The sequence below is a fragment of the Nocardia sp. NPDC050630 genome (assembly GCF_044457245.1).
Taxonomy (GTDB): Bacteria; Actinomycetota; Actinomycetes; order Mycobacteriales; family Mycobacteriaceae; genus Nocardia.
Window position 1 is genome coordinate 1 of record NZ_JBITGN010000005.1, and the last position, 26106, is coordinate 26106.

The following is a 26106-nucleotide window of genomic DNA, read 5'->3' on the forward strand; positions in this document are numbered from 1 at the left end:
GGGTGGGGGGGGTGTTGGGGGTTCTGGGCCCCCGCGGGGGGGGGGGGGGGGGGGGGGTGGGCCCCCCCCCCCCCCCCCCGGGGGGGGGGGGGGGGGGGGGGCCCAACCCCCCCCCCCCCCCCGGCGGATCGGGCGTGACGGCACGGCATACCCGATGGATGCGAGCGCGCGCCGGCGACGGGCCCGGGAATTCTTGGAAGCCGATCCGGCGGCGTCGACTCGCGAGATCGCGGCGGCGGCAGGTATCTCGCCGACTACCGCGAAGGATGTCCGGCGGCGTCTGCGGGTGCAGCTCGGTGCCGCATCGCAGTATCGGCGCCATGGTGAGGTGGCACCGGAAGCGTCGCCCGCTGGCCTAGCCAGCGGGTCAGCGAAACCTCCTCATTCGCCCGATCGCACACTGATGGTGCGCCGTCTGCGCGCCGATCCGTCCTTGCGTTTCACCGAGGTCGGCCGAAGGTTGTTGCGGTTGTTGGCGATTGCCGATCCCGCGCCGGAGGAATGGCAATCGATGGCCGACAGTGTGCCGCCACACTGTGCGTCCGCGGTTGCCGAACTCGCGAGGTGCTACGCGGAAAGCTGGCTGTCGCTGGCGGACTCGGTAAGTCGTCACCTCGGCACTGACACCTGACCCACTACGAGGGCAACTGCCGGGCCCGCGCCATCGAGATACTCGACACCTGGATGTGAAACATGAACACGAGCACCGGCGCTTCGTCCGACCGGGTGGACCTACGCATCTTCACCGAGCCCCAACAGGGGGCCGACTACAGTCGGCTGCTCCGCGCTGCGACAGCGGCCGAGGACGCCGGTTTCGACGCATTCTTCCGGTCCGACCACTATCTGAGGATGGGGATGGCGTCCGGGCTCCCGGGATCTACCGATGCTTGGATCACGCTCGCCGGCTTGGCACGGGAAACGACCCGGATCCGGCTCGGCACCCTGGTCACCTCCGCCACCTTTCGGCATCCATCCGTGCTGGCCATCTCGGTGGCGCAAGTGGATCAAATGTCCGGTGGCCGTATCGAAGTCGGCCTCGGCTCGGGCTGGTACGACGCCGAGCACATCGCCTACGGTATCGAACTGCCCGATTTCGGTACGCGCTTCGACCGCTACGCTGAGCAATTGGAGATTGTGACCGGCCTATGGGAGACCTCGGCGGGTGCGACGTTCAGCTTTCACGGCAAGCACTATCGACTCGAAGAGGCTCCAGCCCTGCCCAAGCCGACGCAGCGTCCGCGCCCGCCGGTCATCATCGGCGGTGTCGGCAAGAGACGCACCCCGGCGCTGGCGGCCCGCTTCGCCGACGAATTCAACCTACCCTTCGTCGACTCCGCCACGGCCGCGGCGCAATTCGAGCGAGTGGACGCGGCGGCCAGGAAGTTGGGGCGCGACCCGAAGGAGATCATCCGCTCGGTCGCCCTCACAATGTGTGTGGGCCGTGACGACGCCGAGGTCGCCCGCCGTGCCGATACCATCGGCCGCGAGCTCACCGATCTGACGCGGCGCAACGAGCTGGTCGGTACCCCCGCCGAGGTCGTCGACAAGATCGGCCGATATCGCGAGGCGACCGGTATCACCCGTCTGTACCTGCAGTACTTGGATCTCTCGGACCTGGACCACCTGGACCTGGTCGCCGCGGAGATCGCACCGCAGCTGGACTGATCCCGGCGACACACGGCGGCGATCAACGCTGGCGGCGACCCCGCCGCCGCACTGGCCAAACCAATCTGTGGCCCTTTTCACATAACCGCGCGGGTATCGTGCATTATCGAGATGTCGCACCCGAATTCGCCATTCCTGACCCTGGGAATATCTAGCCCAGCGGCGGAGGCTCTTATATCATCGCGCTGATCTGAAATCACAGGAATTTCCCGGCGTGGCTTTCGGTCGATGATGATCGAGCCGATTTGCGCGCGAAATTCATGGACTATGGGCCGGCCATCGCTCGCTTATCGTGCCGCCGTCCGTCGTAGAGTTAGCAGGAGTAGAACCGATGGTCTCGATCGCACCAGAACTCGTATCGCATCCGCACATGCAACAGCGCCACATACAGATCGGCGAGTCCTCGTTTCCATATCTGTTCGGCAGCAATTGTCTCGACGCCATCGGCGAGACCCTGGATAAGCTCGACGCGGACAGATTCATAGTCGTTACCGACAACCATGTCTTCGGGCTGCACGGGCAGACATTGCTGCGCGCCCTCGGAACCGAGACACCCGTGACGGTCCTAGGCCATGAGCCAGGTGAATCCATGAAGACCCTTTCCTGCCTGGGTGAGCACATCGAGCAAGCCTTGCGAGATGGCGCCACGCGGAGATCGGTTGTCGTCTCCTTCGGTGGTGGCGTACCGGGAAATCTGGCCGGGCTCATGGCCAGTCTGCTGTTCCGTGGGGTTCGTCTCGTTCATATACCGACCACAACTGTCAGTGCGATGGATTCGGTGCTGTCACTCAAGCAGGCCATAAATAGTCAGGTCGGCAAGAATCATGTGGGAAGTTACTACACGCCGACCGCAGTCCTGACCGACGTCGAACTTTTCACCACGCTATCTGCCCGGGAACTCCGCTCCGGACTCTGCGAGATGACCAAGAATTGTCTGGCCATCAAACCCGCAATCATTTCCGAGCTGCAGGAAATCTTGGCCACAGCGAACCTCGCCGCACCGGAGTCGCTCCTGTGGCTGTTGGATGCCAGCATCAGCGCGAAGGGGCAGGTAACAAAGAACGACACATACGAACGGAAGGACGGCCTCGTTCTCGAATACGGCCATACGGTCGGGCATGCCATCGAATTGCTGGACCATCGGCAACGCGATGCCGATGGGCTCTCTCACGGGGAGTCCATCGCACTCGGTATGTTGATTGCCGCGCGAATATCGTTCGCGCGCGGGTGGCTGACGGACACCGACGTCAGCATCCACGACGAACTCGTGACATCCCTCGGCGTGCGGACGACGATCCCGGACGGCGTCACGCCGGATGGCATCATCGACACGATTCGTGACGACAACAAACGGGGATACCTGCCACTGGCGGACGACGCCGCGGCTTTCGTGCTCCTCGAACAGCTCGGCCGCCCCGCACGATCGGGTGGCCTGCCACTGGTTCCTGTTACCTTCGACGAGGTATATGACGCATTGGCAGCGTTCGAAGCCGCGGGAAGCGAGATGGCAGCCCTCGGGGTTACCGGCCGATAGGCTGCGTCGTGGCCGTCGCCTCAGCCCGGAACTCGCGGCAGGCGGCGGCCAGAAGCAGGCTCTTCCCCGACTGAGCTATCAGCGACCCAACATTGAATCCGACGTCAACTTCAACTAACCTCTGAGCCATCCGGCAACCGGCGCTCGAACACGGACGCCCCGGTCAGCGCGCATGGACATGGAGGTTTCTTGTCGTGAAGAGCCGAGAGGTGCATCTGGTGGCCCGGCCCACCGGCGAGTCCACACCATCCTATTTCCGGATGGTGACCACGGATGTTCCGGCTCGAGGCAGCGGGCAGTTGCTGGTACGGCTGAATGCCGAGGCGAACTGATGCGCGTGCAGAACGCGGTCGCGATCGTGACCGGCGCCGCGGGCGGCATCGGTGCGGCCATCGCGCAACGCCTACTCGAGCACGGCGCCCGGGTGCTGATCACCGACCGCGACGCGGACCGGCTCGCGGCGACGACCCGACAATTGACCGATGCATTTCCCGGCAAAGTGTCCGGACACGCCGGTGACGCCGCATCCGAGGCCGACCTCCGCAAGCTGATCGAGACGGCCACAACGGCGTTCGGCCCGGTCGATATGTTCTTCGCGAACGCCGGTGTCGGCGGCGGCCCCGGCCTCGACGCGACCGACGCGCAGTGGGAGCAAGCTCTGGAGGTCAACGCCCTGGCCCACGTGCGGGCAGCGCGCTTGCTGATCCCCGGGTGGCTCGAGCGCGGCAGCGGCTACTTCGTGAGCACCGCATCGGCGGCGGGACTGCTCACTCAACTCGGTTCGGCCACCTACACCGTGTCCAAGCACGCGGCCGTCGGCTTCGCCGAATGGCTGGCGGTGACCTATGGGGATCTGGGTGTGCGGGTCAGCTGCCTGTGCCCGATGGGTGTCGATACCGCCCTGCTCACCGGACTCGGCACGGACGGCGGATCCGTCGGCGATCTGGCCACCCGGGCCGTCACCGGGGCCGGGGCCGTGCTGGCGCCACTCGATGTGGCCGATCGGGTGATCGAGGCAATCGAGGCCGAACGGTTCCTCGTGCTGCCACACGAGGAAGTCCGAGAATTCCTGCAACGCAAGGTGTCCGATCACGACCGGTGGATCGCGGGCATGCAGCGCTACCGCAGGTCGCTGTCATGAGCGCGCGCACCGCCGTGCTGTTCGACTTCGGCGGAGTCCTCACCACCGCCGTGCTCGCCGCCTTCGCCGAGTTCGGCGCGGAGATCGGCGACCCGCGGCTGCCGCTGCGTTTGCTCGCGCGCGATCCGGAAAGCAGTGCGCTGCTGGTGGATCACGAGGAGGGGCGCATCGGCCAGCGTGAATTCGAGATCGGGTTCGCGCGGCGACTGCGCGCGCATGGGGTCGATATCGCCGATGAGGGCCTTATCGATCGCATCCAGTCCCGGCTGCTTCCCGACCCGGCAATGATCGAGTTGGTCGCCGGTATCCGCGCGGCGGGTTATCGCGTCGGCCTGCTGTCGAATTCGCTCGGCGACGACTGCTATGCGGGCTTCGACCTACCAGCCATGTTCGACGCGGTGACCATCTCCGCGGAGATCGGCACCCGCAAACCGTCCCGCCGGGCCTATCTCATCGGCTGCGAACGGCTCGGCGTCACGCCCGAGCAGACCATCATGGTCGACGACCTCGAGCAGAACATCACCGCGGCCGAACTGCTCGGCCTCGGCGGCATCGTGCACCGCGACGCCGCATCGACGGCCGCCCAGTTATGGCCCGCACTACGAACCCCCAGCTGACCCACTTTGCGGCGCGGTCGCTTTCGACCGCACGCACCGACGATCGGAGCCTCATGGACCTGTTCAGCACGTCCGAGCGCACCCAGCAGTACCAACGAGATCTGCGCGCCTTCATGGACGAATGCGTATACCCGGCCGAGTCGGAATACGAAAAGCAAATGGCGGCATCCGGCGATCCGCACCACCATCCGCAGATCGTCGAGGACCTCAAGACCGAGGCCCGCGCCCGCGGCCTGTGGAATCTCTTCCACCCGCACCCCGAGTGGGGTCCGGGCCTGACCAATTTGGAATACGCTCCGCTGGCCGAAATCATGGGCCGCAGTGCGCATCTCGCGCCGGAGGCGTGCAACTGCTCTGCACCCGACACCGGCAATATGGAGGTGCTCACCCTCTTCGGCACTCAGGAGCACAAGGAGCGCTACCTGGAGCCGCTGCTGAACGGCACCATCCGCTCCGCCTTCGCGATGACCGAGCCCGCCGTCGCCAGCTCCGACGCAACCAATATCCAGCTGCGCATGACGCGCGACGGCGACCACTACGTACTCAATGGCCGGAAGTGGTTCGCCTCCAACGCATTACACAAGAACTGCAAGGTGCTCATCGTCATGGGCAAGACCGATCCGGACGCGCCCAAGCACCGCCAGCAGTCGATGATGGTCGTGCCCATCGACGCGCCCGGTGTCACGGTCATGCGTAATCTGCCGGTCTTCGGCTACGCCGACCGCGAGGGCCATGCCGAGATCGATTTCACCGATGTACGGGTCCCGGTCACCGATGTGTTGAAGGGCGAGGGTGAGGGTTTCGCGATAAGTCAGGCCAGGCTCGGTCCGGGTCGCATCCACCACTGCATGCGCGCCATCGGCATGGCCGAACGCGCGCTGGAGCTGATGTGCGCACGCGCTGAATCGCGAATCACGTTCGGGCAGAAGCTGAGCGAGCGCGCCAATATCCAGGACTGGATTGCCGAGGCCCGCATCGATATCGAGCAGGCGCGGCTGCTGACACTCAAGGCCGCCTGGATGATGGATACCGTCGGCAACAAGGCGGCGCAGGTCGAGATCGCCGCGATCAAGATCGCCGCACCGGAGATGGCGCTGCGGATCGTGGACCGGGCCATCCAGGTGCACGGTGGCGCTGGTGTCACCGATGACTTCCCGCTCGCCAGCATGTACGCGCACCTGCGCACATTGCGTCTGGCCGATGGACCGGACGAAGTGCACAAACGCGCCATCGCGCGCGCCGAACTCGGTAAGTTCAGGGCCGGGGCGTAGGACGGACAGGAATTGATGCAGACAAGTAACGGGCTTATTCAGCCCAACGCGGACGCGACCGGCTTCGATATCGATGCGGCCGTGTTCGCGGACTGGGTGTCCTCGCTCGGCTCGGCCTGTACCACGCCGGTGCGGGCCGAACGGGTGGGGATCGGCCAGTCCAATCTGACCTTCCTGATCACCGACGCGAACGGGCGGCGGTGGGTATTGCGCCGTCCGCCGCTCGGCCACCTGCTGGCGTCCGCGCATGATGTGGCGCGGGAAGCTCGCGTCATGTCGGCACTTGCGCCCACCGATGTCCCGGTGCCGCGCGTCCACGATGTCCGGCAGGAGGGCGATATCGCGCTCGTGCTGATGGAATTCGTCGACGGGCTGGTCATCGACGGGGTCGAGACCGCCGAAGCACTCAGCCTCGACCTGCGTCGCAGTGCCGGGCTGTCACTGGTACGGACGCTGGCCCGCATCCACGCCGTCGATCTGGAAGCTACCGCGCTGATCGACCTTGCCAGTCACAAACCGTATGCGCAGCGACAGCTCAAACGGTGGTCGGCACAGTGGGAGAAGTCGAAAACGCGGGACCTGCCACTGGTGGACCGTCTCACCGAACGGCTCCGGGCCGCGGTTCCCGAACAGCGCGAACTCGCGCTCGTACACGGCGATTACAACCTGCGCAATGTGATCACCACACCGGAGACGGGCGCGATCGCCGCCGTACTCGACTGGGAATTGTGCACCCTCGGCGATCCGCTGGCCGATGTCGGCAGTCTGCTCGCCTATTGGCCGATGCCTGGCGAAGCGGCGATTCCGGGTACCGAAATGGTCATGCTTCCTGGTTTTCCGTCCCGCGCCGAACTGGTCGAAGAGTATCTCGCGATCACCGGGCGCGATCGGCGGGCGCTCGGGTTCTGGCATGCGCTCGGTCTGTGGAAGCTCGCGGTCATTGCCGAGGGTGTGTACCGTCGCACGCTCGACGACCCCCGCAATCGTGCGGCCGCGGGTATTCCGACTACCGATATGGTGGACGGACTCGCCGAAACCGCCGATCGGATCGCCACCGAAGCCGGGTTCTGAGACGACAACGGCCTGTTTCCCGATATAACCAGGGAGACAGGCCATTTCGCATATTCGCTGGAAAGTAGTGACCGCCGGGCACAGGATGTCCGGCGGTCACAGTTGTCTCAGGGCACGAGTACCGACAGCGCTTCGGCAATGCAGGCGGGCTTGTCCCCGCCCTCGCGTTCGATGGTCACCCGAGCCGTCACCTGGACCCCCGCCTTGGTCGGCTCGAGCTTCACCAGCTCCACTCCCGCCCGCACGCGACTGCCCGACGGCACCGGCGACGGGAAGCGAACCTTATTGCTGCCGTAGTTGATTCCCATCTTCACCCCGTCGACGCGATACACCTGCCAGACCAGCTGCGGCAATAGCGACAGGGTCAGATAGCCGTGGGCGATGGTGGTGCCGAACGGTCCCTGCGCGGCCCGCTCCGGATCGACGTGAATCCACTGATGGTCACCGGTCGCCTCGGCGAACAGATCGATCTGCTCCTGGGTCACGGTGTGCCATTCGCTGTAGCCGAGATGGGTGCCGACGGCCTGCTCGAGTTCGCCGATCCCATTGAATACCTTCATTATTCGCTCCTCAGACCGTCGGCGCACCGGCGACGTAGAGTACCTGTCCGGTCACATACGACGCGCCCTCACTCACGAAGAACGACACCGTGTGCGCGATATCCTCGGGCTTGCCGACACGTCCCACCGGAATCCGCGCCACCAGGGTCTTGCTGAACTCCTCGAACGAAACACCCATGCGCTCAGCGGTAGCGACGGTCATCTCGGTTTCGATGAAGCCGGGCGCGACGGCGTTCACGGTCACCCCGAATTTGCCGAGCTCGATCGCGAGAGTCTTGGTGAATCCCTGCAATCCGGCCTTGGCGGCGGCGTAGTTGGCCTGACCGCGATTGCCGAGTGCCGAAGTGCTGGAGAGATTGACGATGCGGCCCCAGCCCGCATCGGTCATATACTTCTGTGCCGCGCGGCTCATCAGGAAGGATCCGCGCAGGTGGACGCCCATGACCGCGTCCCAGTCGTCGACGCTCATCTTGTAGAGCATGTTGTCGCGGATGATGCCCGCATTGTTCACCAAGACGGTCGGCGCGCCCAATTCGGCGGCGACCGTCTCGACCGCCGCGGCGACGGCCTGTTCATCGGCGACGTTCGCGCCCACCGCGAGCGCCCTGCCACCGGCCGATTCGATCTCGGCGACAACGGTTTTACAGGCCTGCTCATCGAGGTCGAGGACGGCGATCGCGAATCCGTCCGCCGCCAGCCGCTTGGCGACGCCCGCGCCGATGCCGCGTGCGGCGCCGGTCACGATGGCGGTCCGGGTTGTCTCACTGCTCATTCGGTTCTCCCTTGTCGAATTGGGTTGGTACCGCTTACGGTTCGAATACCACGCGGCCGACGGTCTTGCCGTCGGCGAGGCGCTGCAGTCCGGTAGCCACGCTATCCAGTGGCAGCCGCTCGCCGATCAGGGGTTTTACCGAACCCCGCTCGGCCAGCCCGGTCAACTCCAGATGGCAATCGCGGACCGCCTGCGGATCCTTGGCACGGTAGAGGCCCCAGTGCAGGCCGAGGATCGAATAATTCTTCACCAGTGCGTGATTCAGTGCGGTGGATTGGATCTGCCCGCCCGCGAAACCGACGACCAGGATGCGTCCCTCGAAGGCGATGCACTTGGTGGACCGCCGATACACCTCACCGCCGACCGGGTCGTACACCACATCCGCACCGCGACCGTCGGTCGCGTCCCGCACGACCGAGACGAAATCCTGTGCGCTGCGATCGACCACGATGTCCGCGCCGAGCGCCCGTGCGACTTCGGCCTTGGCCGCGCTGCCGACCACGCCGATCACCGTGGCCCCGGCCGCCTTACCCAATTGCACTGCTGCACTCCCGACGCCACCGGCCGCCGCATGTACCAGCAGCGTCTCCCCCGCCCGCAGACCGGCGCGCCGATGCAGACCGAACCAGCCCGTCTGGTAACCGATGAAGAGGGCGGCGGCTTCGGCATCGTCGAGCGGCGCAGGGGCGGGAAAGACATCCGCGGCATCCATGACCGCCAGTTCCGCGAATCCGCCCCACGGCAGCGCGGTACTGCCCAGGACTCGGTCACCGATCGCGATGCCGTCGACGTCGGCGCCGACCGCGACCACCTCACCGCACAGTTCCACGCCGGGGGTAAACGGGAGTTCGGGCTTGATCTGGTACTCGCCCCGGCACATCAGCACATCCGGGAAGTTCGCGGCCGAGGCGCGGGTCCGCACCACCACCTGGCCTGGACCGGGTTTGGGCTCCTCCAGTTCGACCAGCCGCAGTACCTGCGCCGGTTCGCCTAATTCCGTTACCCGCCAAGCCTTCACGCCACACCTCCGGTAAGAGTCACACCGCCGTCGACGACGATCAGTTGGCCGGTCAACCACGCCGCGTCCTCGGAGAGCAGGAAGGCGGCGACACTGCCGATGTCCTCGGGTACGCCGAGGCGCTTGAGCGGATAGGCCGAGGCGACCTGCTCCTCGCGGCCGTCATAGAGCGCGGTAGCGAATTGGGTTTTGACCACGGCGGGTGCGATCGCGTTCACCCGGATCGACGGGCCGAGTTCGACCGCCAACTCCTGGGTGATGTGCACCAGCATCGCCTTGGTCGCCCCGTAGAACCCGATGCCGGGCGCGGGCTTTATTCCGGCCACCGACGCGACATTGACCACCGAGCCACCGTGCTCGCCCAGCCATGCCTTGTGCGCCTGCTGCACCCAGGAGATCGCCGCCAGGCAGTTCACCTCGAAGACTTTACGGGCCGCGGCCAGGTCGAGTTCGACCATTGGGCCATACACCGGGTTGATACCGGCATTGTTGACCAGGAAGTCGACCGAACCGAAGGTCTCCAGGGTGCGCTCGATGGCCTCGGTCTGATGTTCGACGTCATCGGCTCGTCCCGCGACACCGATGGCGCGTTCGGGTCCGCCGAGTTCGGCGACCACCGCGTCCAGCGCGTCCTTTTTGCGGGCGGTCACGCAGACCCGCGCACCATCGGCCACCAGCCGCTGCGCGATGGCCAGCCCGATACCGCGGCTGGCTCCGGTGACAATCGCCGTCTTTCCGTCGAAACGACCCATTACGTAAGCCTCTCCTGATGCCCGATCTGCGTGACCAGACTCACCGAACTTGATTCCGACGTCAAGTTCAAGAGTGGCTCCGCGTCACGTGAGACAGGTCACACGAATGTCGCTCAGCGAGCTTCTTTCAACTGAAGAGCGTTGAACCACAACTGATTCAACGTTTTCACCAACTTCTCGAAGGAGACCTTGCGCCCCTCGACGAATACGAAATACGCCATGCGGCTCACCATGCTCGACAGGGCCAGCGAGGTGACTTCGGCATCCAACTCGACATCCACCAGGCCACGGTCCTGCAGGTTCCGGATCATCACGGCATTGCGATCAACGAATGCCAGCGCGCGTTCGAAGCGCAGCACCCGGAACTTCTCATCGATCTTCGACACCTGCTCGAGCACGGCCATCAACCGAGCATTACGCCGATACGAGAGCAGATACTCGCGATTGGCGGCGGCGATCAGCTCGCGGGGATCGTCGATGCCGACCCGCTCTCGGACGTGCGGGTGCAGCATTTCCTCGCGCACCTGCTCGACAACCGCGGCGAAGACCTCTTCCTTGCTGTCGAAATAGGTGTAGAACGATCCGGAGGCAACCCCGGCCGCCTTGGAGATATCACTGATTCTGGCATCGAGGAAGCCATCGCGTTCGAACACTTCGCGCGCCGCGGTCACCAGCGCGGACCTGGTGCGCATGCCACGCTTACTCCGTGGGGGCACCCGACCTGGCTGGCCCTCGGTGGCTTGCTCGTTCACTGCCTCACTCGCTGTCGTACGGCTCGCTGACGTGGTGGATCGTAACAGCGCGCGCCGCTCCCGCGACCCCACGACGCCGCAGGACAACCAGGATCGGCACAACATCTATTGAACATGACGCCAAATTCAAGTAGCGTCCGACCCACTGACGTGGCCTGGGTCACATCAGTTCTCGCCTACTCATGGATCTGGAGCAAGCCATGCCTGCGAATCAGGCTTCCCCGACCGCATCGGATCAGTCGAGCAATGTCGCCGACCGATGCTGGCAGCACGCCATCGAACGCCCCGACGCCATCGCGTTGCTCGCCGCGGAAGCACAGTTATCCTACGGCGAATTGGCCAGGCGCAGTGCGGCTTACGGCGGCCTGCTGCGCGAATCCGGTATCACCGCGGGCGACCGAGTACTGCTGGTCGCGCCCACCGTCGGTGAATTCGTCGTCGCATATCTCGGCGCGCAGCTCATCGGCGCCATCGCCATCACCATGAACACCATGGCCACCGCGCCCGAAATCGGTTATGTACTGGATGATTCCGGCGCCCGGATCGTCATCGTTTGGCACAGTGCGCAGCAAGGCGCACAGGAGGCGGCCGCCGAACGGAATCTGCCGTTGCTCGTACTCGCGCCGGGCGCGCACGCCGAGCCGTCGCGGCCCGTGGCCGAACCGGTGCGCCGCCGCACACACGACACGGCGGTGCTGCTCTACACCTCCGGAACCACCGGCAAACCGAAGGGCGTCGAGCTCACCGTCGCCAATCTGACCGAGACCGCGCGGACCTTCACCGACCAGCTGCGGCTCGGCCCGGACGATCGCTTCGGCACCGGACTACCGCTGTTCCATGTCTACGGGCAGGCGGTGTGCCTGCTCACCGCACTGCATGCGGGGGCATCGTTCGCCATGGTGACGCCCTTCGAACCGCGGGCCATGATCGCGATGATCCGCGATCGGCAGCTCACTCACGTCGCCGGTGTACCGACCATGTGGAATGCGATGCTGCACGCGGCTGGTGACTATAGTGCGGCGGATTTCGCGAGCCTGCGGCTTGCGGCATCCGGCGGTGCGTCACTGCCCGGCGAGGTGATCCGGGCCTTCTCGGAACGCTTCGGCTGCACCATCCTCGAGGGCTACGGGCTGACCGAATCCACTGGCGCGGCGACCTACAATCCGCTCGACCGCGAACAGCGGGTTGGATCGGTCGGCGCTGTCCTGCCCGGGACATCGATCGAAGTTCGCGATCCCGACGGCAAGGTGTTGCCTGCCGATACCGTCGGCGAGATTTTCCTGCGCGGCCCCAGCATCATGAAGGGCTACTGGAACCGGCCCGACGCCACCGCCAGCGATTTGTCCGACGGGTGGTTGAAGAGCGGCGATCTGGGCCGCGTCGACGCCGACGGCTATGTCTATATCGTCGACCGCGCAAAGGACCTCATCATCCGCGGCGGATACAACGTCTACCCGCGTGAGGTCGAGGAAGTGCTCTACCAGCATCCCGACATAGTCGAGGTAGCGGTTGTCGGCATTCCGGACGAGCACTACGGCGAGGAGGTCGGCGCGGTCGTCGCCGCCACGCCGGGGGTCGAACTCGATCCGACCGATCTGCGGTCCTGGGCCAAAGAGCGGCTCTCCGCATACAAGGTGCCGCATCGCTTCGCCTTCACCGACCAACTCCCCAAGGGGGCCACCGGCAAGATCCTCAAGCGCGCCCTCGACCCGGACCTCTTCACAGACAAGGCTTCCCGATGACCGCGATCCCCACCGTGACCGGAACCGCCGACTCCGCCGAACTCGGCCGCGTCCTGGTGCACGAGCACGTCTTCGTACTCAGCGAGAAAATCCGGCAGAACTATGCCGACTGGGACGAGGACGATATCGACCCGATTCTGGTGCGCAATCCGCGCCGGTACTTCGAGAAATGATCCGAATAGATGCCGTTGACTCCCGTCTCCCCGCACAGCGCCCATCTGACATTCCGGGCCCTCGAGCCGATCCACGGAATGATCTACTTCACCCCGCACGGTCCGGATTCCTACCGCGAGTTGGGCATCACGGATCCGCGCATGATGTACTTCGCTTCCCGATCCGCCGCGTTCGGGCCGGTGACCGCCGAGGTCACCATCGCTACGTTCTTCAATTTCAATCCGGCCGCGGTGCGAGCGGTCATCCCTGCCGCCTGGGAAATCGCTTCGCCCGCGGAAATTTTCCGAGCTCGTATGCGTGCCGTCGATCGCTCGCTTCGGCAGGCATGGGGCGATGACATCACCAGCCCTGAGGTGAGTGAAGCCGCCGAGCTTGCCCGGTGCGCCGCTGAACGTGCTTGCGAACGGCCGCAGGGGCGTGCGTTGTTCGCGGCGCATGCGGCGCTGCCGTGGCCCGATGAACCGCATCTGGTGCTGTGGCATGCGCAGACACTGTTGCGCGAGTTTCGCGGCGACGGACACGTCGCCCTGCTGCTGACGGAGGGGTTGGACGGAATCGAGGCATTGATCACGCACAGTGCGACCGGTGAAATATCGCCGGAAGTGTTGCGCGCCAGCCGATCCTGGAGCGAGCAGGACTGGGCCGACGGTATGCGACGGCTTCGTGAGCGTGGGTGGTTGTCAGGTGATGGTGTCGCGCTGAGCGAATACGGCTCGCAGCGGCGTGGCGAGATCGAGAGCCGGACGGATGAACTCTCGGTCCACCCGTACGAAGCGCTCGGCGAAGCCGGATGTGCGCGCCTACGTGCGCTGGCTGCGCCGTTGGCGATCCGGGTTATCGAAGGCGACCTGGGATTCCCGCCGACGCTGTCCGCACGCTACCGGCAGGTGGTCGATAGGCCTGTCAGCTGACACTGCGGGCGAAATCGATCAGTGCGGCGCTGACTTCGGCGGCGCGTTCCTGTTGAATCCAGTGTCCCGCCCCATCCAGGACAATGGACGCCCGCAGGTCGGACAGTATGGCGGCCATCTTGGTGGTCGGAGTGAAGCGGATGACAGCATCGTCGGATCCGGCGATGAACAGCGCGGGCTGGTGGATCTTCGCATCAGCCAGGTGCGCGCTCTGTTCCCAGTTGCGGTCGAGATTGCGGTAGTAATTGAGTCCGCCGGTGAATCCGGTGGTCGTGAAAGTCGCTATGTAGTAATCGAGTTCGGCCTCGTTCAACCAGGCCGGAGTCGCTATCTCGGAACCGTTGCCGCTCGTCAGATCCCGCGCACTGACGACATCATCCTGCAACAGGGTGCGACGCACATCCGACGCTAGTTCCGCGTCCGCACGGCCCGGCTCCTGGAACCAGCACATATAGAAGTCGTCACCCAGCCGGGACCGCAGAATCGGCAACGGCGGCGCAACCGACCGCGGCGTAGCCGGAACACTCAACCCCGCGACGGCCCGGACCCGATCCGGATGCCGAAGCGCCAACTGCCACACCACCGACGCACCCCAGTCGTGACCGACGAAGATCGCATCCTCGACACCGACCTCATCGAGCAACCCGACAAGGTCACCACACAGCGCGACCATGTCGTAATCCTCGATCCGGCCCGGCCGAGAACTGCCGCCGTATCCACGCATATCCGGCGTCAACGTCCGAAAACCCGCTTCGGCAAGCGCGAAAACCTGATGCCGCCAAGAGAATCCGAGCTCGGGAAAGCCATGACAGAACACCACCACGGGACCCGCACCGTGCTCGACAACCCGCAACTCGATCCCATTGGTCGCGACCTGCCGACTACCCAGCCCCAGCCACTCGTCCAGCAGATTACGTGATTGCATGGGTCACCTCGTCTACCACGGCAATATAGATCGCCACCGTATTCGATTCTGACGTCGAGTTCAACTTCCGGTGACCGATGCCGCGTATCCTTCGGCCGCCGATCTCCGACGGCTGCGCGTCGAAGTACGACCGGTTGCCGAATTCATCGCCCGTAAACTCGCCGACGTGCGCGACCGGGCTCGGTCAGACGGGAACGACGCGGAAGACCGCGATTCGATGCGCCGATGCGGCCACGCCATCGGGAGTGGCGGCTTCGGCGAGCCCGGTGGTGACGAAACGCTTGCCGACGCTCTTCGGACTCGTCGACACCAATTCGTGCAGCAGCGGCGGACGCTCGTCTACCGACACCTCGACCAGCCGCGCCGTCGATGACTTTCGGCCGCGGGTCAACGTAACCGTCTCGGCGGCACGCGCATTCGCGACCCACGCGGCCTTCGGGAACGCCTGGAAGATGAATCGGCCGCCATCGAGCTTGTTCACCGCGATCGGAAACGTGCGCAACTGCCCGCTGCGCCGACCCGCGACCGTGAGCAGTTGCATCGGGCCGAAGGCGATGCCTATCCGCTGCAGCCCGACGATGACCTTGTTGATGGTGTTGGTTGTCCGACGGTAACTATCTGCACTCATGCCCACAATCATAGTACGAGATTATATGTATTTCATATCTTCTACTCCACATATCAGCACCGGTCCTCCGAAACCCCCTGAACGCGACCGGTTTCGGCGAGTATTACGGCCTGGGCAGCTCGACCACGCTGACCTCGACGTATTCGAGGGAACGGCCGCACGGCGAATATGTCACCTGCTGCCCACCGCCGATTCGTCGCCGACGTAGGCCGACCACAGCCTGCGGTACGGGCCGTCGACTTCGAGAAGTTCGCTGTGGCGGCCGGTTTGGCGCAGGCGGCCCTCGCCGACAACGAGGATGAGGTCGGCAGCGGCGGCGGTGGCCAGGCGGTGGGCCACGACGATGGTGGTGCGGTCCGCGGTGAGCACGTCGACGGCCGCGCGAACGCGGGCATCGGTGGCCAAGTCGAGGGATGCCGTGGCCTCGTCGAGGATGAGGATGTCAGGTTCCACCAATTGGGCGCGCGCCAGGGCCAGTAGTTGGCGCTGTCCGGCGGACAGACCCGCACCGTGCGCACCGATCGGCTGACGGTAGCCGTGTTCGAGGGCGGCGATCATCTCGTGCGCGCCGACGGCCCGTGCCGCCCATTCGATTTCGGCCGGGGTGGCGTCGGGTTTGCCATAGGCGATGGCGGCATGCACGGTTTCACCGAACAGAAAGGGTTCCTGCGGCACCACGCCCAGGCGTTTGCGGTAGTCGCGCAAGCGGTAGCGGCGGATATCGACACCGTCGACGAGTACCGCACCATCGGTGGTGTCGTACAGCCGCGCAAGCAGTTTCACCAGTGTGGACTTGCCCGCACCGGTTTCGCCGACCACGGCCACCTTTTGGCCGGGCGCGATCGTCACATCGATATCCGACAGCACCCGCGCAGCGGTACCGTCGTAGGCGAAACCTACACCGCGGAACTCGATTTCGCCCGCGAGCCGGTCGACAGTGCGGGCATCGGATGCGTCCGGTGTGGTGACGGGTTCGCGCATCAGCACGCCGATGCGCTCGACACCGACAACCGCCTGCTGATAGCTGTCGAAAACCTGTGACAGCTGCTGGATCGGCGCGAACAGCAGATCGATGTAGAGCAGGAACGCGATCAAAGTGCCTGCGGTGAGCGCATTATCGCGCACCTGGTGCACACCGACAGCCAGTACGGCGGCGGTGGCGATCACCGACATGATCTCGATGAACGGGAAGAACAGCGCCATCAGCGTCTGGCTGTGCAGCCGCGCATTGCGGTAACCCCAGGAACGGCGCTCGAATTCGCGCTGATTGATCGCCTCCCGGCGGTAGGCCTGAGTCACCGCGATGGTGTCGACATTCTCCTGCAGATAGGCGTTGGCGGCGCTGACCTGTTCGCGCGCAAGGTTGTATGCGGGAACCGACGCTCGGCGGAACGCGACCGTAGCGGCCACCAGCACCGGCAGCAGTGCGAGCACCACCAGCGCCAGCTCGGCGTCGATCACGACCAGCGCGACCACCACGCCGGCGATCGTGAGCGTGCTGGTCAGTGCCACTGTCAGGCCGGTCTGCAGGAAGGTGGACAGCCCGTCCACGTCGGTGATCATCCGGGTCATGATGCGGCCGGCCAGTTCTCGCTCGTAGAACTGCAGCCCCAGTCGTTGCAGTTGGGCGAAGACCTTCACGCGCAGCCCGTACAGCAACCTTTCCCCGGCCCGCCCGGTCACTCGCACCTGCGCGACGGTGATCGCCCAGTCCACGACGACCAGCACCAGCGCCGAGGCCGCGGCGAGCAGCAGGACGTCACGGGCACCCACCAGCACACCCCGGTCGATCCCGTAGCGCACCAGGAATGGAATGAGCGTCTGCGCCAGCGCGTCCAGGGCCACCAGTCCCAGCCCGGCCAGCAGCGGCGTTGCGAACGGTCGCAGCAGCCGAGGCAGATCGAAGTCCGACTCGGGCGTGTGCGAAAACTCCTCGGGCACATCGGGTTCACCGGTCACCGCGGGCAACCGGTCGATCAGTGCGCGCACATCGCCGCTGGGTGGCGCACTCGACATCATGCCGCCGCCGAGATGACCGCCCATGCCTGCGGGCCCACCAGCGGCCCGCTGGGAGAATGCCTTCGCCATCTGCTCCAGCGTGCGCGACTCGTCACCGTCGGTATCGGTGTGCACCCACAGACCCGCGGTGGGCACGGGTTCGGTGACCGCGGTCAGATCGGTGGCGATACTCGCCGGATCGGGCGGGGTGAACAGGGTGTGGAACAGCTCGCCGGAAGTCTGGAGATCATGCAAAGTGCCGAGTTCGGCCACCCGCCCGCCGTCGAGCACGGCAACCCGGTCGGCCAGTGCCAGCGTCGAAATGCGGTGTGCCACGACGATTGTGGTGCGTCGATGCACTTCGGCGGCGATGCGGGCGAAGATCTCCTCCTCCACCTGTGCGTCGATGGCCGAGGTGGCATCGTCGAGTACCAGCACCGGGGCGTCGGTGATCAGAGCGCGCGCCAAGGCCAGTCGTTGCCGCTGCCCGCCCGAAAGCCGTTGTCCGCGTTCCCCGACGAGCGTATCCAGCCCCTCGGGCAGCGCGGCGACGAATTCCTCGGCCGCCGCCAGATGCAATGCGTGCCAGACCTGTTCGTCGGTGGCATCCGGACGGCCATAGGAGACGTTGGCTCGCACCGTGTCCGCCATCAGCGAGGTGTCCTCGAAGACCATCGCTACCTGGTCCCGCAGGTCCGCGAGCTCGCGGATATCGGTCCCGTCCAATAGGATCCGGCCGGCATCGAGATCGAATAATCGCGGCAGCAATTGCACCAGAATCGATTTGCCGGAACCGGCGGTCCCCGCGATGGCGACCGTCTCCCCAGGCTCGACGGTGAGATCGAGATCGTGCAGTACCGCCGGTTGGCCCTCGAAAGCGAAACGCACCCCGCGGAATTCGATCCGCGGCGCACTGACCGAGGAGTCGGCGACTTGCCCGGCCGTCGACTCGCTCGGCGGTGGCGTCTCGATCACCTCGCGCACCCGCTCCAATGATGCCTTCCCCTGCTGGCTCACGGTCAGCAGCATGGAGAACATGCGGACCGGCGTGACGAACGACCCCAGGTAGGTCATGAAGGCGAGAAACGTGCCGAGCGTAATGGACTGCCGCAACGCCAGCAGTCCACCGACCACGAGAACCAACGCCTGCCCCGCGGCCGGCACCGCCTGCATAACCGGCGTGAACCGACTGGTAATGCGCGTGACCCGCAACCGCGACCGATACAGGTCACGAGCGGACGCGGCCAACTGCTCGAGCTCATGCGACTCCTGCCCGAACCCCTTCACCACCCGGACCCCGGCCACCGCGGCCTCCACCCGCATGGCGACCTCGGCGGCCCGGGCCTGCGCATCCCAGTTGGCCGGGAACAGCACACGCTGACTACGCGAGGTGATCAACCACAGCGCGGGCACCACCAGCAGCGCGATCACGCTCAGCACCGGCGACATCGACGCCATCAGCAACAGTGACACGGCGATCAGCACAACGTTGCCCGCGACCAGCGGAACCAGTTGCAGGAACATCTGGATCAGCGTCACATCGGTAATGGCGCGACTGACCACCTGCCCGGTGTACAGCCCCGCCCGCTGCCGTCCGTTCAGGCGCAGCAGCGCCGCGAACAGGTCACGGCGCAGATCGTGCTGCACATCCAGTGACAGCCGCGAGGATCCGGTCCGCCGCAGGTATCCCGCGACGAACCGGACGGATCCGATCGCCAACAGCACGAGCACCCACGGCAGCACCGAGGTGGCCGTGCTGGTCACGGTGTCGACCACATGCCGCACCAGCAGCGGCAGAATGGCCGTGAGTACCGCGGCCACCACCGAACCCACACACGCGAGGACTACCGTCCACCGATGCTCCGCACAGCGCCGCAGCAGATAACGAATCCATCCGTCGACAGCCGCGTCGCCGCGACAGCCCGAGCCCGAACTCATCCGGCGACCACGAGTGCGTCCGCTTCGGCGAACTGGTTGGCGGGCCGGTCCAGGCCGTAGTGTCCGCGCAGTGTGGTTTCGGTGTACTCGGTGCGGAAAAGTCCGCGCCGCTGCAGAATGGGCACCACCTCGTCGACGAATCGTTCCAGCCCCGATGGCAGCACGGCGGGCATGATGTTGAATCCGTCCGCGGCGCCACGGGTGAACCACTCCTCGATGGTGTCTGCCACCTGTACGGCGGTGCCCGCGAAGGTGTGATGACCGCGGCCGCCGCCGAGTCGTCCGATCAGCTGGCGCAGCGTAAGCCGTTCGCGCCGAGCCAGGTTCACAATGAGAGTAAAGCGGCTCTTGGCGCCCTGGATCTCGTCCTCGGTGGGCAGATCGTCGGGCAGTTCGCTGTCCAGATCGAGGTCCTCCACCGGAATGCCCCAGGTGCGGGCCAGCTGGCGCTTGGCGTATTCGGGTGAGATCAGCCGCTCCAACTCGGCGTCCAGTTCGCGGGCGTGCTCCTCGGTGTCACCGATGACGGGCACGATGCCAGGCAGGATCTTGATGGTCTCCGGATCGCGGCCGACTGCGATGGCACGGCGCTTCAGATCGGTGTAGAACTCGAGGCCGTCTTCGATCGTCTGCTGTGCGGTGAACACCGCTTCGGCGTAGCGAGCGGCGAATTCCTTACCATCTTCGGAGGATCCGGCCTGCACCAACACCGGATAAGCCTGCGGCGAGCGCGGCACATTCAGTGGGCCCGCGACTTTGAAAAACCGACCCTCGTGATCGATCTTGCGGACCTTGTCCGGGTCGGTGTGGATTCCGGATTCCTTATCGGCGAGCACCGCATCGTCGTGCCAGCTGTCCCATAATTTCGTTGCCACATCGACGAATTCGGCGGCCTTGTCATAGCGCAGCTTGTGGTCCGGAACATCGTCGAGCCCGAAATTGCGCGCCGCGTCCGCACCGGCGGTCGTGACGATATTCCAGCCGACCCGCCCGTTGGAAACCCAATCCACCGACGCTAATCGGCGCGCCAGGTTGAACGGCGAGTTGTAGCTGGTGGACGCGGTGGCGATGAGCCCGATCCGCGAGGTCTGCACGGCGATCGCGGTGAGCAGAACGGTCGGCTCCAGCTTGCCGCTGGGGCGCCGGCCGGTATCGCCGAAGAGCACCGGGCTGTCGGCGAAGAAAATGGAGTCCAGTTTTCCGCGCTCGGCGATGCGCGCGAGGTTCACATAGTGCTCGATCTTGGTGTTCGAATGCGGATCGGATTCCGGCAGCCGCCACGAAGCCTCGTGATGTCCGGTCGACATGAGAAATGCGTTGAGGTGCAATTGTTTAGACATGATGTTCCCTTCGGATTCCGGCCGCGACGACGCCGAGCGCGGTCAGCGTCCAGCGCGCCGAAAAGGTGCGTCGATCGACTTTGACGGAAGATATTGCGATAGGGCAACATTCGTTCGACTTAAAATAAATGCGAATCAAAGTCGGGCCTCCGACGGTGGCAACGCCTCCCCCGGCACGGCGGCGGATACCACCGCGAGCGGATCGGTGAACAGCTGTTGCAGCACGACCGTGCCCGCGGCGGTCTCCAACGCATGTCCGAGGAACGACGAGCCGGTGATGACCTCCTCGGGACGCTCACAGGCCGAGAACCGTCGCACCGCATCGAGATAGGTGGCGCGCACGCCGGGCACTCGGACCAGGGCCGGATCGACGATCACCACCGCGTCCGGATCCAGCAGGTCGATCACGACCGCAACCACCCGCCCCAGTACCGTCGCCCGCTCAACGAACAGCGCCTGCGCTGTCTCGTCCCAGCTCGCGACCTCGATGAGATCCCGCAGACCACCCACCGGCAGCGACGCGCGCTGCGCACGGGCCACCAGCGCACGATCGGCGCAATCCGCCAGCGCCGACTCCGCCGCGTCACCGCCGACCAACCGGGTAATCGCGCCAGCGGCCGAACGCGGGCCGTAGTGCACCCGCCCGTGCACCGCGAACGCCACATCGATCACATTGCCCGCGAACAGGACCACCGTCGCTGCCGCATCCCGCGCGTGCCCGAACAACTGCTCGGCGTGTACCAGGGCGCGCGTGTGGCTGTCCAACGTCACCGGAAGGCCCGTCTCATCCGAAAGTAACTGCCGCACAGCGACATTGCGCCAGTGCAGGGTGCCGTGGTCGACGACCGCCCCGGCGGAGGTGTCGACCCAGCCACCGATCGCGACCCCGAGACCGAGTACGCGTTCGGTCAATTCGGCCCGCAGGCGGCGAACCTCGGCGGCAGCGGCGGACAGAATCGCCTCCGGATCCATGCTGATATGCGGCACCCGATGCGAAAGCCGCACCGCCCCGGCGATATCCAGCACCGCGGCCGTAGTGTGCTCGGCGGCGATATGCACGCCGATCACCACATTGCCCGCGATATTCAACATCAGCGGTGAATGCGGGCGGCCCATTCCGGCGGGTCCGGCTGTCTCCGGCAGTTCGGTCAGCAAACCCGCCGTCCGCAGGGCACGCACCTGCGCGGTGACGGTCGCAGGCGATAACCCCGCCAGGCGGGCGATCTCACTGCGCGCCGCGGTCCCCTGTTCGAGCACCGCACGCAACACCGCCCCCGCGCTATTGCCCCCAGCAACCACCGTCATCTCATCCTCGGTAAACCGACCGGCACATAGTCGCCCCGGTCGGCCCCCGAACGACACCCTTGCGCTCGAGCGGATTCTGAGAACGCCCCCACCGAACCGAGAGGGGCGGCGGGCAGAAGCCACCGATGTGCTGTCGCATTCGGTCGGAGGCCGTCGCTGGAATCGCCGCGGTGGGCGGTGCTGCTGTGCGCGGTGGCCTCGATGTTGTCCACGGCGGCATCATTCGCACGCGAATTCCACGCCCGCGCGGACATTCGCACTGTCCGAACCCGAGACCAGGGCGGGAGCCGAATTCAAGCCGATATCTTGGACCGGATATTCGGCAGACCGAAGTTATCGCGCAGCGTGGTCCCGCTGTACTCGGTACGCAGCACACCGCGGTCCTGCAGCAGCGGCACCACCTGGTCGACGAATTCATCGATACCCCATGGCACCAGATGCGAGCCGAGGATGAAGCCGTCGGAGCCGTTGTTCTGCACGAAGGTATCGATCTGTTCGGCGACCTGGGCGGGCGTGCCGACCAGGGGCCCGCGTTCGAACTGATCGATCACGACCTCGCGGAGAGTGAGCTTCTTCGCCTCGGCCACCTGGCGCAGGCGCTCGACCGTGGCGAAGCGGTCCTGATGCACGAAGGCGCGCCCCTGGATGATCGGCGCGGCATCGGGATCCGGGTCGATATCGGGTACCGGGCCCTCCGGGTCGTAGCCGGACAGGTCGCGGTTCCAGATCTGCTCCAGCAGGATCAGCGCGGTCTGTCCGGTGACCTGCTCATTGCGCACGGCATGGAACTTCTCGATCGCCTCGGCCTCGGTATCGCCGAGTACGAAACTCGCAGACGGCAGGATCTTGATGTCATCGGCCGCACGTCCGGCCGCGACCGCACGCGCCTTGATATCGCGGTAGAACTCCGCGGCCTCCGGCAGCTTGCCGTACGGGGAGAAAATGGCGTCGGCATTGGCGGCGGCGAAGGCGCGACCCTGCGGTGAGACACCGGCCTGCAGGATCACCGGCCGTCCCTGCGGGCTGCGCGGCACGGTGAACCGCCCGGAGATATCGAATTGATTGCCGTGGAAGGCGAATGCCCCGGCATCCGGGCGGGCCAGGTACCGGCCGGAATCCTTATCCGCGACGATATCGGTGGCATCCCACGAAGCCCACAGGGCACGAACAGCATTCAGCGTCTCCTCGGCCCGCACATAGCGGTCGGCCGGATCTAGGAAGCCGCCGCGACGGAAATTCTGGCCGGTGAAGGCGTCGAAGGAGGTCACCACATTCCAGGCGGCGCGACCGCCGGAGAGGTGATCAAGACTCGCGAGCTTGCGAGCCAACTCATACGGCTCGTTGAAGGTGGCGTTGATCGTGCCCGCCAACCCGAGATGTTCGGTGACCGCGGCGATCGAGGCCAGCACGGTGAAGGTATCCGGACGGCCGATAATGTCCTGATCGAAGATCTTGCCCGCGCGTTCACGCAGGATGAGACCTTCGGCGAGGAAGAAGAAGTCGAATTTGCCGCGTTCGGCGGTGCGCGCGGTGTGTTCGAAACTGCTGAAATCGATCTGGCTGCCCGCCTCGGGATGCCACCAGGCGGTGTGGTGGTTGACCCCGCCCAGGTAGGCGCCCAGGATGACCTGCTTACGTGGAGTACTCATGCTGACCTCGCTCAGGCAGTCGCGTAACGGTTGGGAATGCCGGTGGGCAGGCCGAGCAGTGCGCGCAGCGGACCATCCGGATAGCCGGTGCGGAATACACCTCGGCGTTGCAGGGCGGGAACGAGCCGGTCGGTAATGGCGGTCAGGTCATCGACCGCGACACCCGGTCGCAAACGGAAGCCGTCGATCCCCTGCGCGCTCCATTGGATGAGTAGTTCGGCGAAATCGTCGGCGCTGCCCGCGAAAATGCCCGCATCGGAAGCGAATTCGGTACCCGATAGCTCGTTCAACCGCGCCAGTCGTTGCGGACCGGTCGCCGCGTCGGTGTCGAGGAATACGACGATATCGGCATAGACCCGCAGCGGTTCGCCCGCGCGATCGACCCGGGCCGCGGCGGCCGCGACCTGCTCCAGAATCACACCGGGCCCGGCCTCACGACTTGGTGTGACGAAAACCAGATCAACTGAGCCAGCGGCGAATTCGTAGATCTGTGGACCGTGCGCCAGCGCCGCGACCAACGGCTGCCCCTGCGGCGGCCGCGGTGTGATGGACGGCCCACGGACACTGAAGAAGCGGCCCTCGAAGTCGATGTAATGCAGTTTGTCGCGATCGATGAAACGGCGGGTGGCCACATCGCGGATTTCCGCATCGTCCTCCCAGCTGTCCCACAGCCGCCGCGCCACCTCGACCGCATCGGCCGCTTCATCGAACAGCTCGCGCACCTCGCGCGGAAATACCCCCGACGCAACGGCTTCGGCGATCTCGGCGGCGGACAGATCGCGTACTTCGCGGCGGCCGAAGTGCGCGGCTTCCTCGGCGCTACTGGATACCCGCACCTGCCACCCCGCCCGGCCCCGCGAGGTGTAGTCCAGGGTGGCGATCGATGTGGAGACATGGAACGGTTCGGTGTGGGTGACCGTCACGGTCGGGATGAGGCCGATGTGCCTGGTGACCGGCGCGACCCGCGCGGCGATCAGATGGGCATCGATCCTGGCCCGGACCCGGTCGACGGCGTCATCGGAGGGCTCGTGCGGCGTGCGAGGAATCCGCAGGGTGTCCTCGATGCTCACGAAATCGAGCAGTCCGCGCTCCGCGGTGGCGACCAGATCAGTCCAGTAGCCGGGGGTGAACAGCTCGGCGGGTCGGGAGTTGGGTTCCCGCCACGCGGCCGGATGCCAACCCGCTCCATCGAGCGCGACGCCGAGATGCAGTTGTTTCGGTGCCATCGTCTCCCGTTCCTGTGCATGCGCGAATGTTGTGTCCTGCAACGCACGCGACCGCGGCCAGCTCGCTGAGGTGTGGTGATCCCAGCCGATGCCGTCTGCCAGGAATGACTTCGCTCAGACCTCATATCGCGTGGCCAGGCGATATTCGCGGCGGGACCGCTCCGATGGTGTCAACGATTGAGATCAGCTCGAGCGCTGGGAAATAACCTGCGAGCCAGCGGCATCGACGACAGCCACCGGATAGAAATTCCGCTGAGCACAACCGGTGCCGACACTCGTGCGCCTCGCTAACGTTCTCCGGTCGGACCCTGTTGCCGGAGGAGTGCGCGATGACCACCGAGTCGACCATCGACATCAATACCCCACTGCATCCGCTCGACGATCCGGTGCGGGCCTCGCTGCGCGGCGAGCACCGCCGGTTCGCCAGCTGGGTGGGTCGCATCGGCCGCTACGACCCGCAGGTCGCCAGGTTCGTCGGCCATCCGCCGGTACTCTACGAACAGGACTGGGCCGACCTGGCGACCCTGCTCGGCCCGGGCGGCAGCACCGCGCTGCGCGGCTACGGCCATGTGCCGCCGGATGGTTGGACCGTGCTGAACGAATTCGGTTCGGTGCAAATGGATGGCACCGGGCTCCGCGTGGCCCACGATCCGGAGCTCGAGATACTCACCGCCGCCGATGTGCCCGAGATCCTGGAACTGATCGACCGCACCGAACCGGGCCCGTATGCGCCTCGAACCATTGAAATGGGCACCTACCTGGGGATTCGGGTGGATGGCAAGCTGGTCGCGATGGCGGGCGAGCGCCTGCATCCGCCGGGGTGGACCGAGATCAGCGCGGTGTGCACCGATGCCGAGTTCCGCGGCCGCGGCTTCGCCTCCCGGCTTACCCGTGCTGTGGGTGCGCGGATCCGGGCGCGCGGCGAGATACCGTTCCTGCACGCCGTCGCCCACAATGCGACGGCGATCAGTCTGTACGAGACGTTGGGATTCACCCTGCGCAAGCGTTCGCTGTTGACGCTGGTACAGGCACCATCGTCAACAGGCCCCGCGTCGACGCCGAACTAGTGCCTCGTCCGAATAGGTTGTCTCGGTGACGACATGCGCTCCGGCGCGCC

At 65.5% G+C, this 26106-nt stretch carries 24 protein-coding genes; 12 read left to right on the plus strand and 12 right to left on the minus strand.

Going from position 1 to position 26106, the window contains the following annotated elements; translation table 11 throughout:
* Positions 1-154 precede the first annotated feature (154 nt).
* From ACIBG0_RS14905 to ACIBG0_RS14940, 8 genes are all read left to right on the plus strand, one after another.
* A complete protein-coding gene (locus tag ACIBG0_RS14905; protein ID WP_397032718.1) occupies positions 155-631 on the plus strand; it encodes an AsnC family protein in 477 nt (158 codons plus the stop codon).
* A gap of 95 nt (positions 632-726) precedes the next feature.
* Complete coding sequence (locus ACIBG0_RS14910) at positions 727-1665, plus strand: LLM class F420-dependent oxidoreductase (protein WP_397033396.1); 939 nt, start codon at positions 727-729, stop codon at positions 1663-1665.
* Positions 1666-1996: 331 nt separating this feature from the next.
* Entirely contained in the window at positions 1997-3199 is a 1203-nt protein-coding gene (locus ACIBG0_RS14915) for a 2-deoxy-scyllo-inosose synthase (protein WP_397032720.1), read from the plus strand.
* A 194-nt stretch (positions 3200-3393) separates the two neighbouring features.
* Positions 3394-3531: a hypothetical protein gene (locus ACIBG0_RS14920; protein WP_397032721.1), complete on the plus strand. Its 138-nt coding sequence runs from the start codon at positions 3394-3396 to the stop codon at positions 3529-3531.
* Positions 3531-4340 (plus strand): SDR family oxidoreductase, encoded by an 810-nt coding sequence (locus tag ACIBG0_RS14925; protein ID WP_397032723.1) that lies wholly within the window; start codon positions 3531-3533, stop codon positions 4338-4340. The genes ACIBG0_RS14920 and ACIBG0_RS14925 overlap by 1 nt, the downstream gene beginning before the upstream one ends.
* The gene (locus tag ACIBG0_RS14930) at positions 4337-4957 is read left to right on the plus strand and encodes an HAD family hydrolase (RefSeq protein ID WP_397032725.1); all 621 of its coding nucleotides are present in this window, start codon (positions 4337-4339) and stop codon (positions 4955-4957) included. Before ACIBG0_RS14925 ends, ACIBG0_RS14930 begins: the two co-directional genes overlap by 4 nt.
* 53 nt (positions 4958-5010) lie before the next feature.
* The gene (locus ACIBG0_RS14935) at positions 5011-6228 is read left to right on the plus strand and encodes an acyl-CoA dehydrogenase family protein (protein ID WP_397032727.1); all 1218 of its coding nucleotides are present in this window, start codon (positions 5011-5013) and stop codon (positions 6226-6228) included.
* A 15-nt stretch (positions 6229-6243) separates the two neighbouring features.
* On the plus strand, positions 6244-7299 hold the full coding sequence (locus ACIBG0_RS14940; protein WP_397032729.1) for a phosphotransferase family protein: 1056 nt from the start codon (positions 6244-6246) through the stop codon (positions 7297-7299).
* A gap of 107 nt (positions 7300-7406) precedes the next feature.
* Here ACIBG0_RS14940 and ACIBG0_RS14945 read toward each other — a convergent pair whose 3' ends face one another.
* The 5 genes from ACIBG0_RS14945 to ACIBG0_RS14965 form a co-directional block, all read right to left on the minus strand.
* Complete coding sequence (locus ACIBG0_RS14945; protein WP_397032731.1) at positions 7407-7859, minus strand: MaoC family dehydratase; 453 nt, start codon at positions 7857-7859, stop codon at positions 7407-7409.
* A gap of 10 nt (positions 7860-7869) precedes the next feature.
* Positions 7870-8631 carry a 3-oxoacyl-ACP reductase FabG gene (gene fabG / locus ACIBG0_RS14950; protein WP_397032733.1) on the minus strand — a complete coding sequence of 254 codons (762 nt, stop codon included), beginning with the start codon at positions 8629-8631 and terminating at the stop codon, positions 7870-7872.
* A gap of 34 nt (positions 8632-8665) precedes the next feature.
* Positions 8666-9649 carry an NADPH:quinone oxidoreductase family protein gene (locus tag ACIBG0_RS14955; protein ID WP_397032735.1) on the minus strand — a complete coding sequence of 328 codons (984 nt, stop codon included), beginning with the start codon at positions 9647-9649 and terminating at the stop codon, positions 8666-8668.
* A complete protein-coding gene (locus tag ACIBG0_RS14960; protein WP_397032737.1) occupies positions 9646-10401 on the minus strand; it encodes an SDR family oxidoreductase in 756 nt (251 codons plus the stop codon). The genes ACIBG0_RS14955 and ACIBG0_RS14960 overlap by 4 nt, the downstream gene beginning before the upstream one ends.
* Before the next feature lie 113 nt (positions 10402-10514).
* Positions 10515-11093, minus strand: a complete 579-nt coding sequence (locus ACIBG0_RS14965; protein WP_397032739.1) for a TetR/AcrR family transcriptional regulator — start codon at positions 11091-11093, stop codon at positions 10515-10517.
* A 260-nt stretch (positions 11094-11353) separates the two neighbouring features.
* Here ACIBG0_RS14965 and ACIBG0_RS14970 point away from each other — a divergent pair, with 260 nt between their 5' ends.
* From ACIBG0_RS14970 to ACIBG0_RS14980, 3 genes are read left to right on the plus strand one after another with little or no spacing between them, the layout of a single operon-like run.
* On the plus strand, positions 11354-12895 hold the full coding sequence (locus ACIBG0_RS14970) for a long-chain fatty acid--CoA ligase (RefSeq protein ID WP_397032741.1): 1542 nt from the start codon (positions 11354-11356) through the stop codon (positions 12893-12895).
* Positions 12892-13068 (plus strand): hypothetical protein, encoded by a 177-nt coding sequence (locus ACIBG0_RS14975; RefSeq protein ID WP_397032743.1) that lies wholly within the window; start codon positions 12892-12894, stop codon positions 13066-13068. Before ACIBG0_RS14970 ends, ACIBG0_RS14975 begins: the two co-directional genes overlap by 4 nt.
* Before the next feature lie 9 nt (positions 13069-13077).
* A complete protein-coding gene (locus ACIBG0_RS14980) occupies positions 13078-13980 on the plus strand; it encodes a hypothetical protein (RefSeq protein ID WP_397032745.1) in 903 nt (300 codons plus the stop codon).
* On the opposite strand, the gene ACIBG0_RS14985 is transcribed toward ACIBG0_RS14980, so the two are convergent.
* The 7 genes from ACIBG0_RS14985 to ACIBG0_RS15015 form a co-directional block, all read right to left on the minus strand.
* On the minus strand, positions 13973-14905 hold the full coding sequence (locus ACIBG0_RS14985; protein ID WP_397032747.1) for an alpha/beta fold hydrolase: 933 nt from the start codon (positions 14903-14905) through the stop codon (positions 13973-13975). The two genes, ACIBG0_RS14980 and ACIBG0_RS14985, sit on opposite strands and share 8 nt — an antisense overlap.
* Before the next feature lie 184 nt (positions 14906-15089).
* Positions 15090-15533: a nitroreductase/quinone reductase family protein gene (locus ACIBG0_RS14990; protein ID WP_397032749.1), complete on the minus strand. Its 444-nt coding sequence runs from the start codon at positions 15531-15533 to the stop codon at positions 15090-15092.
* Between the two features lie 171 nt (positions 15534-15704).
* The gene (locus tag ACIBG0_RS14995) at positions 15705-19469 is read right to left on the minus strand and encodes an ABC transporter ATP-binding protein (protein WP_397032751.1); all 3765 of its coding nucleotides are present in this window, start codon (positions 19467-19469) and stop codon (positions 15705-15707) included.
* Entirely contained in the window at positions 19466-20809 is a 1344-nt protein-coding gene (locus tag ACIBG0_RS15000; RefSeq protein ID WP_397032753.1) for an LLM class flavin-dependent oxidoreductase, read from the minus strand. The genes ACIBG0_RS14995 and ACIBG0_RS15000 overlap by 4 nt, the downstream gene beginning before the upstream one ends.
* Positions 20810-20944: 135 nt before the next feature.
* Entirely contained in the window at positions 20945-22114 is a 1170-nt protein-coding gene (locus tag ACIBG0_RS15005) for an ROK family protein (RefSeq protein ID WP_397032755.1), read from the minus strand.
* A 293-nt stretch (positions 22115-22407) separates the two neighbouring features.
* Positions 22408-23763 (minus strand): NtaA/DmoA family FMN-dependent monooxygenase, encoded by a 1356-nt coding sequence (locus ACIBG0_RS15010; protein ID WP_397032757.1) that lies wholly within the window; start codon positions 23761-23763, stop codon positions 22408-22410.
* An 11-nt stretch (positions 23764-23774) separates the two neighbouring features.
* Positions 23775-24989: an LLM class flavin-dependent oxidoreductase gene (locus ACIBG0_RS15015; protein WP_397032759.1), complete on the minus strand. Its 1215-nt coding sequence runs from the start codon at positions 24987-24989 to the stop codon at positions 23775-23777.
* A gap of 329 nt (positions 24990-25318) precedes the next feature.
* Here ACIBG0_RS15015 and ACIBG0_RS15020 point away from each other — a divergent pair, with 329 nt between their 5' ends.
* The gene (locus ACIBG0_RS15020) at positions 25319-26056 is read left to right on the plus strand and encodes a GNAT family N-acetyltransferase (RefSeq protein WP_397032761.1); all 738 of its coding nucleotides are present in this window, start codon (positions 25319-25321) and stop codon (positions 26054-26056) included.
* The last annotated feature ends 50 nt before the right edge of the window (positions 26057-26106 follow it).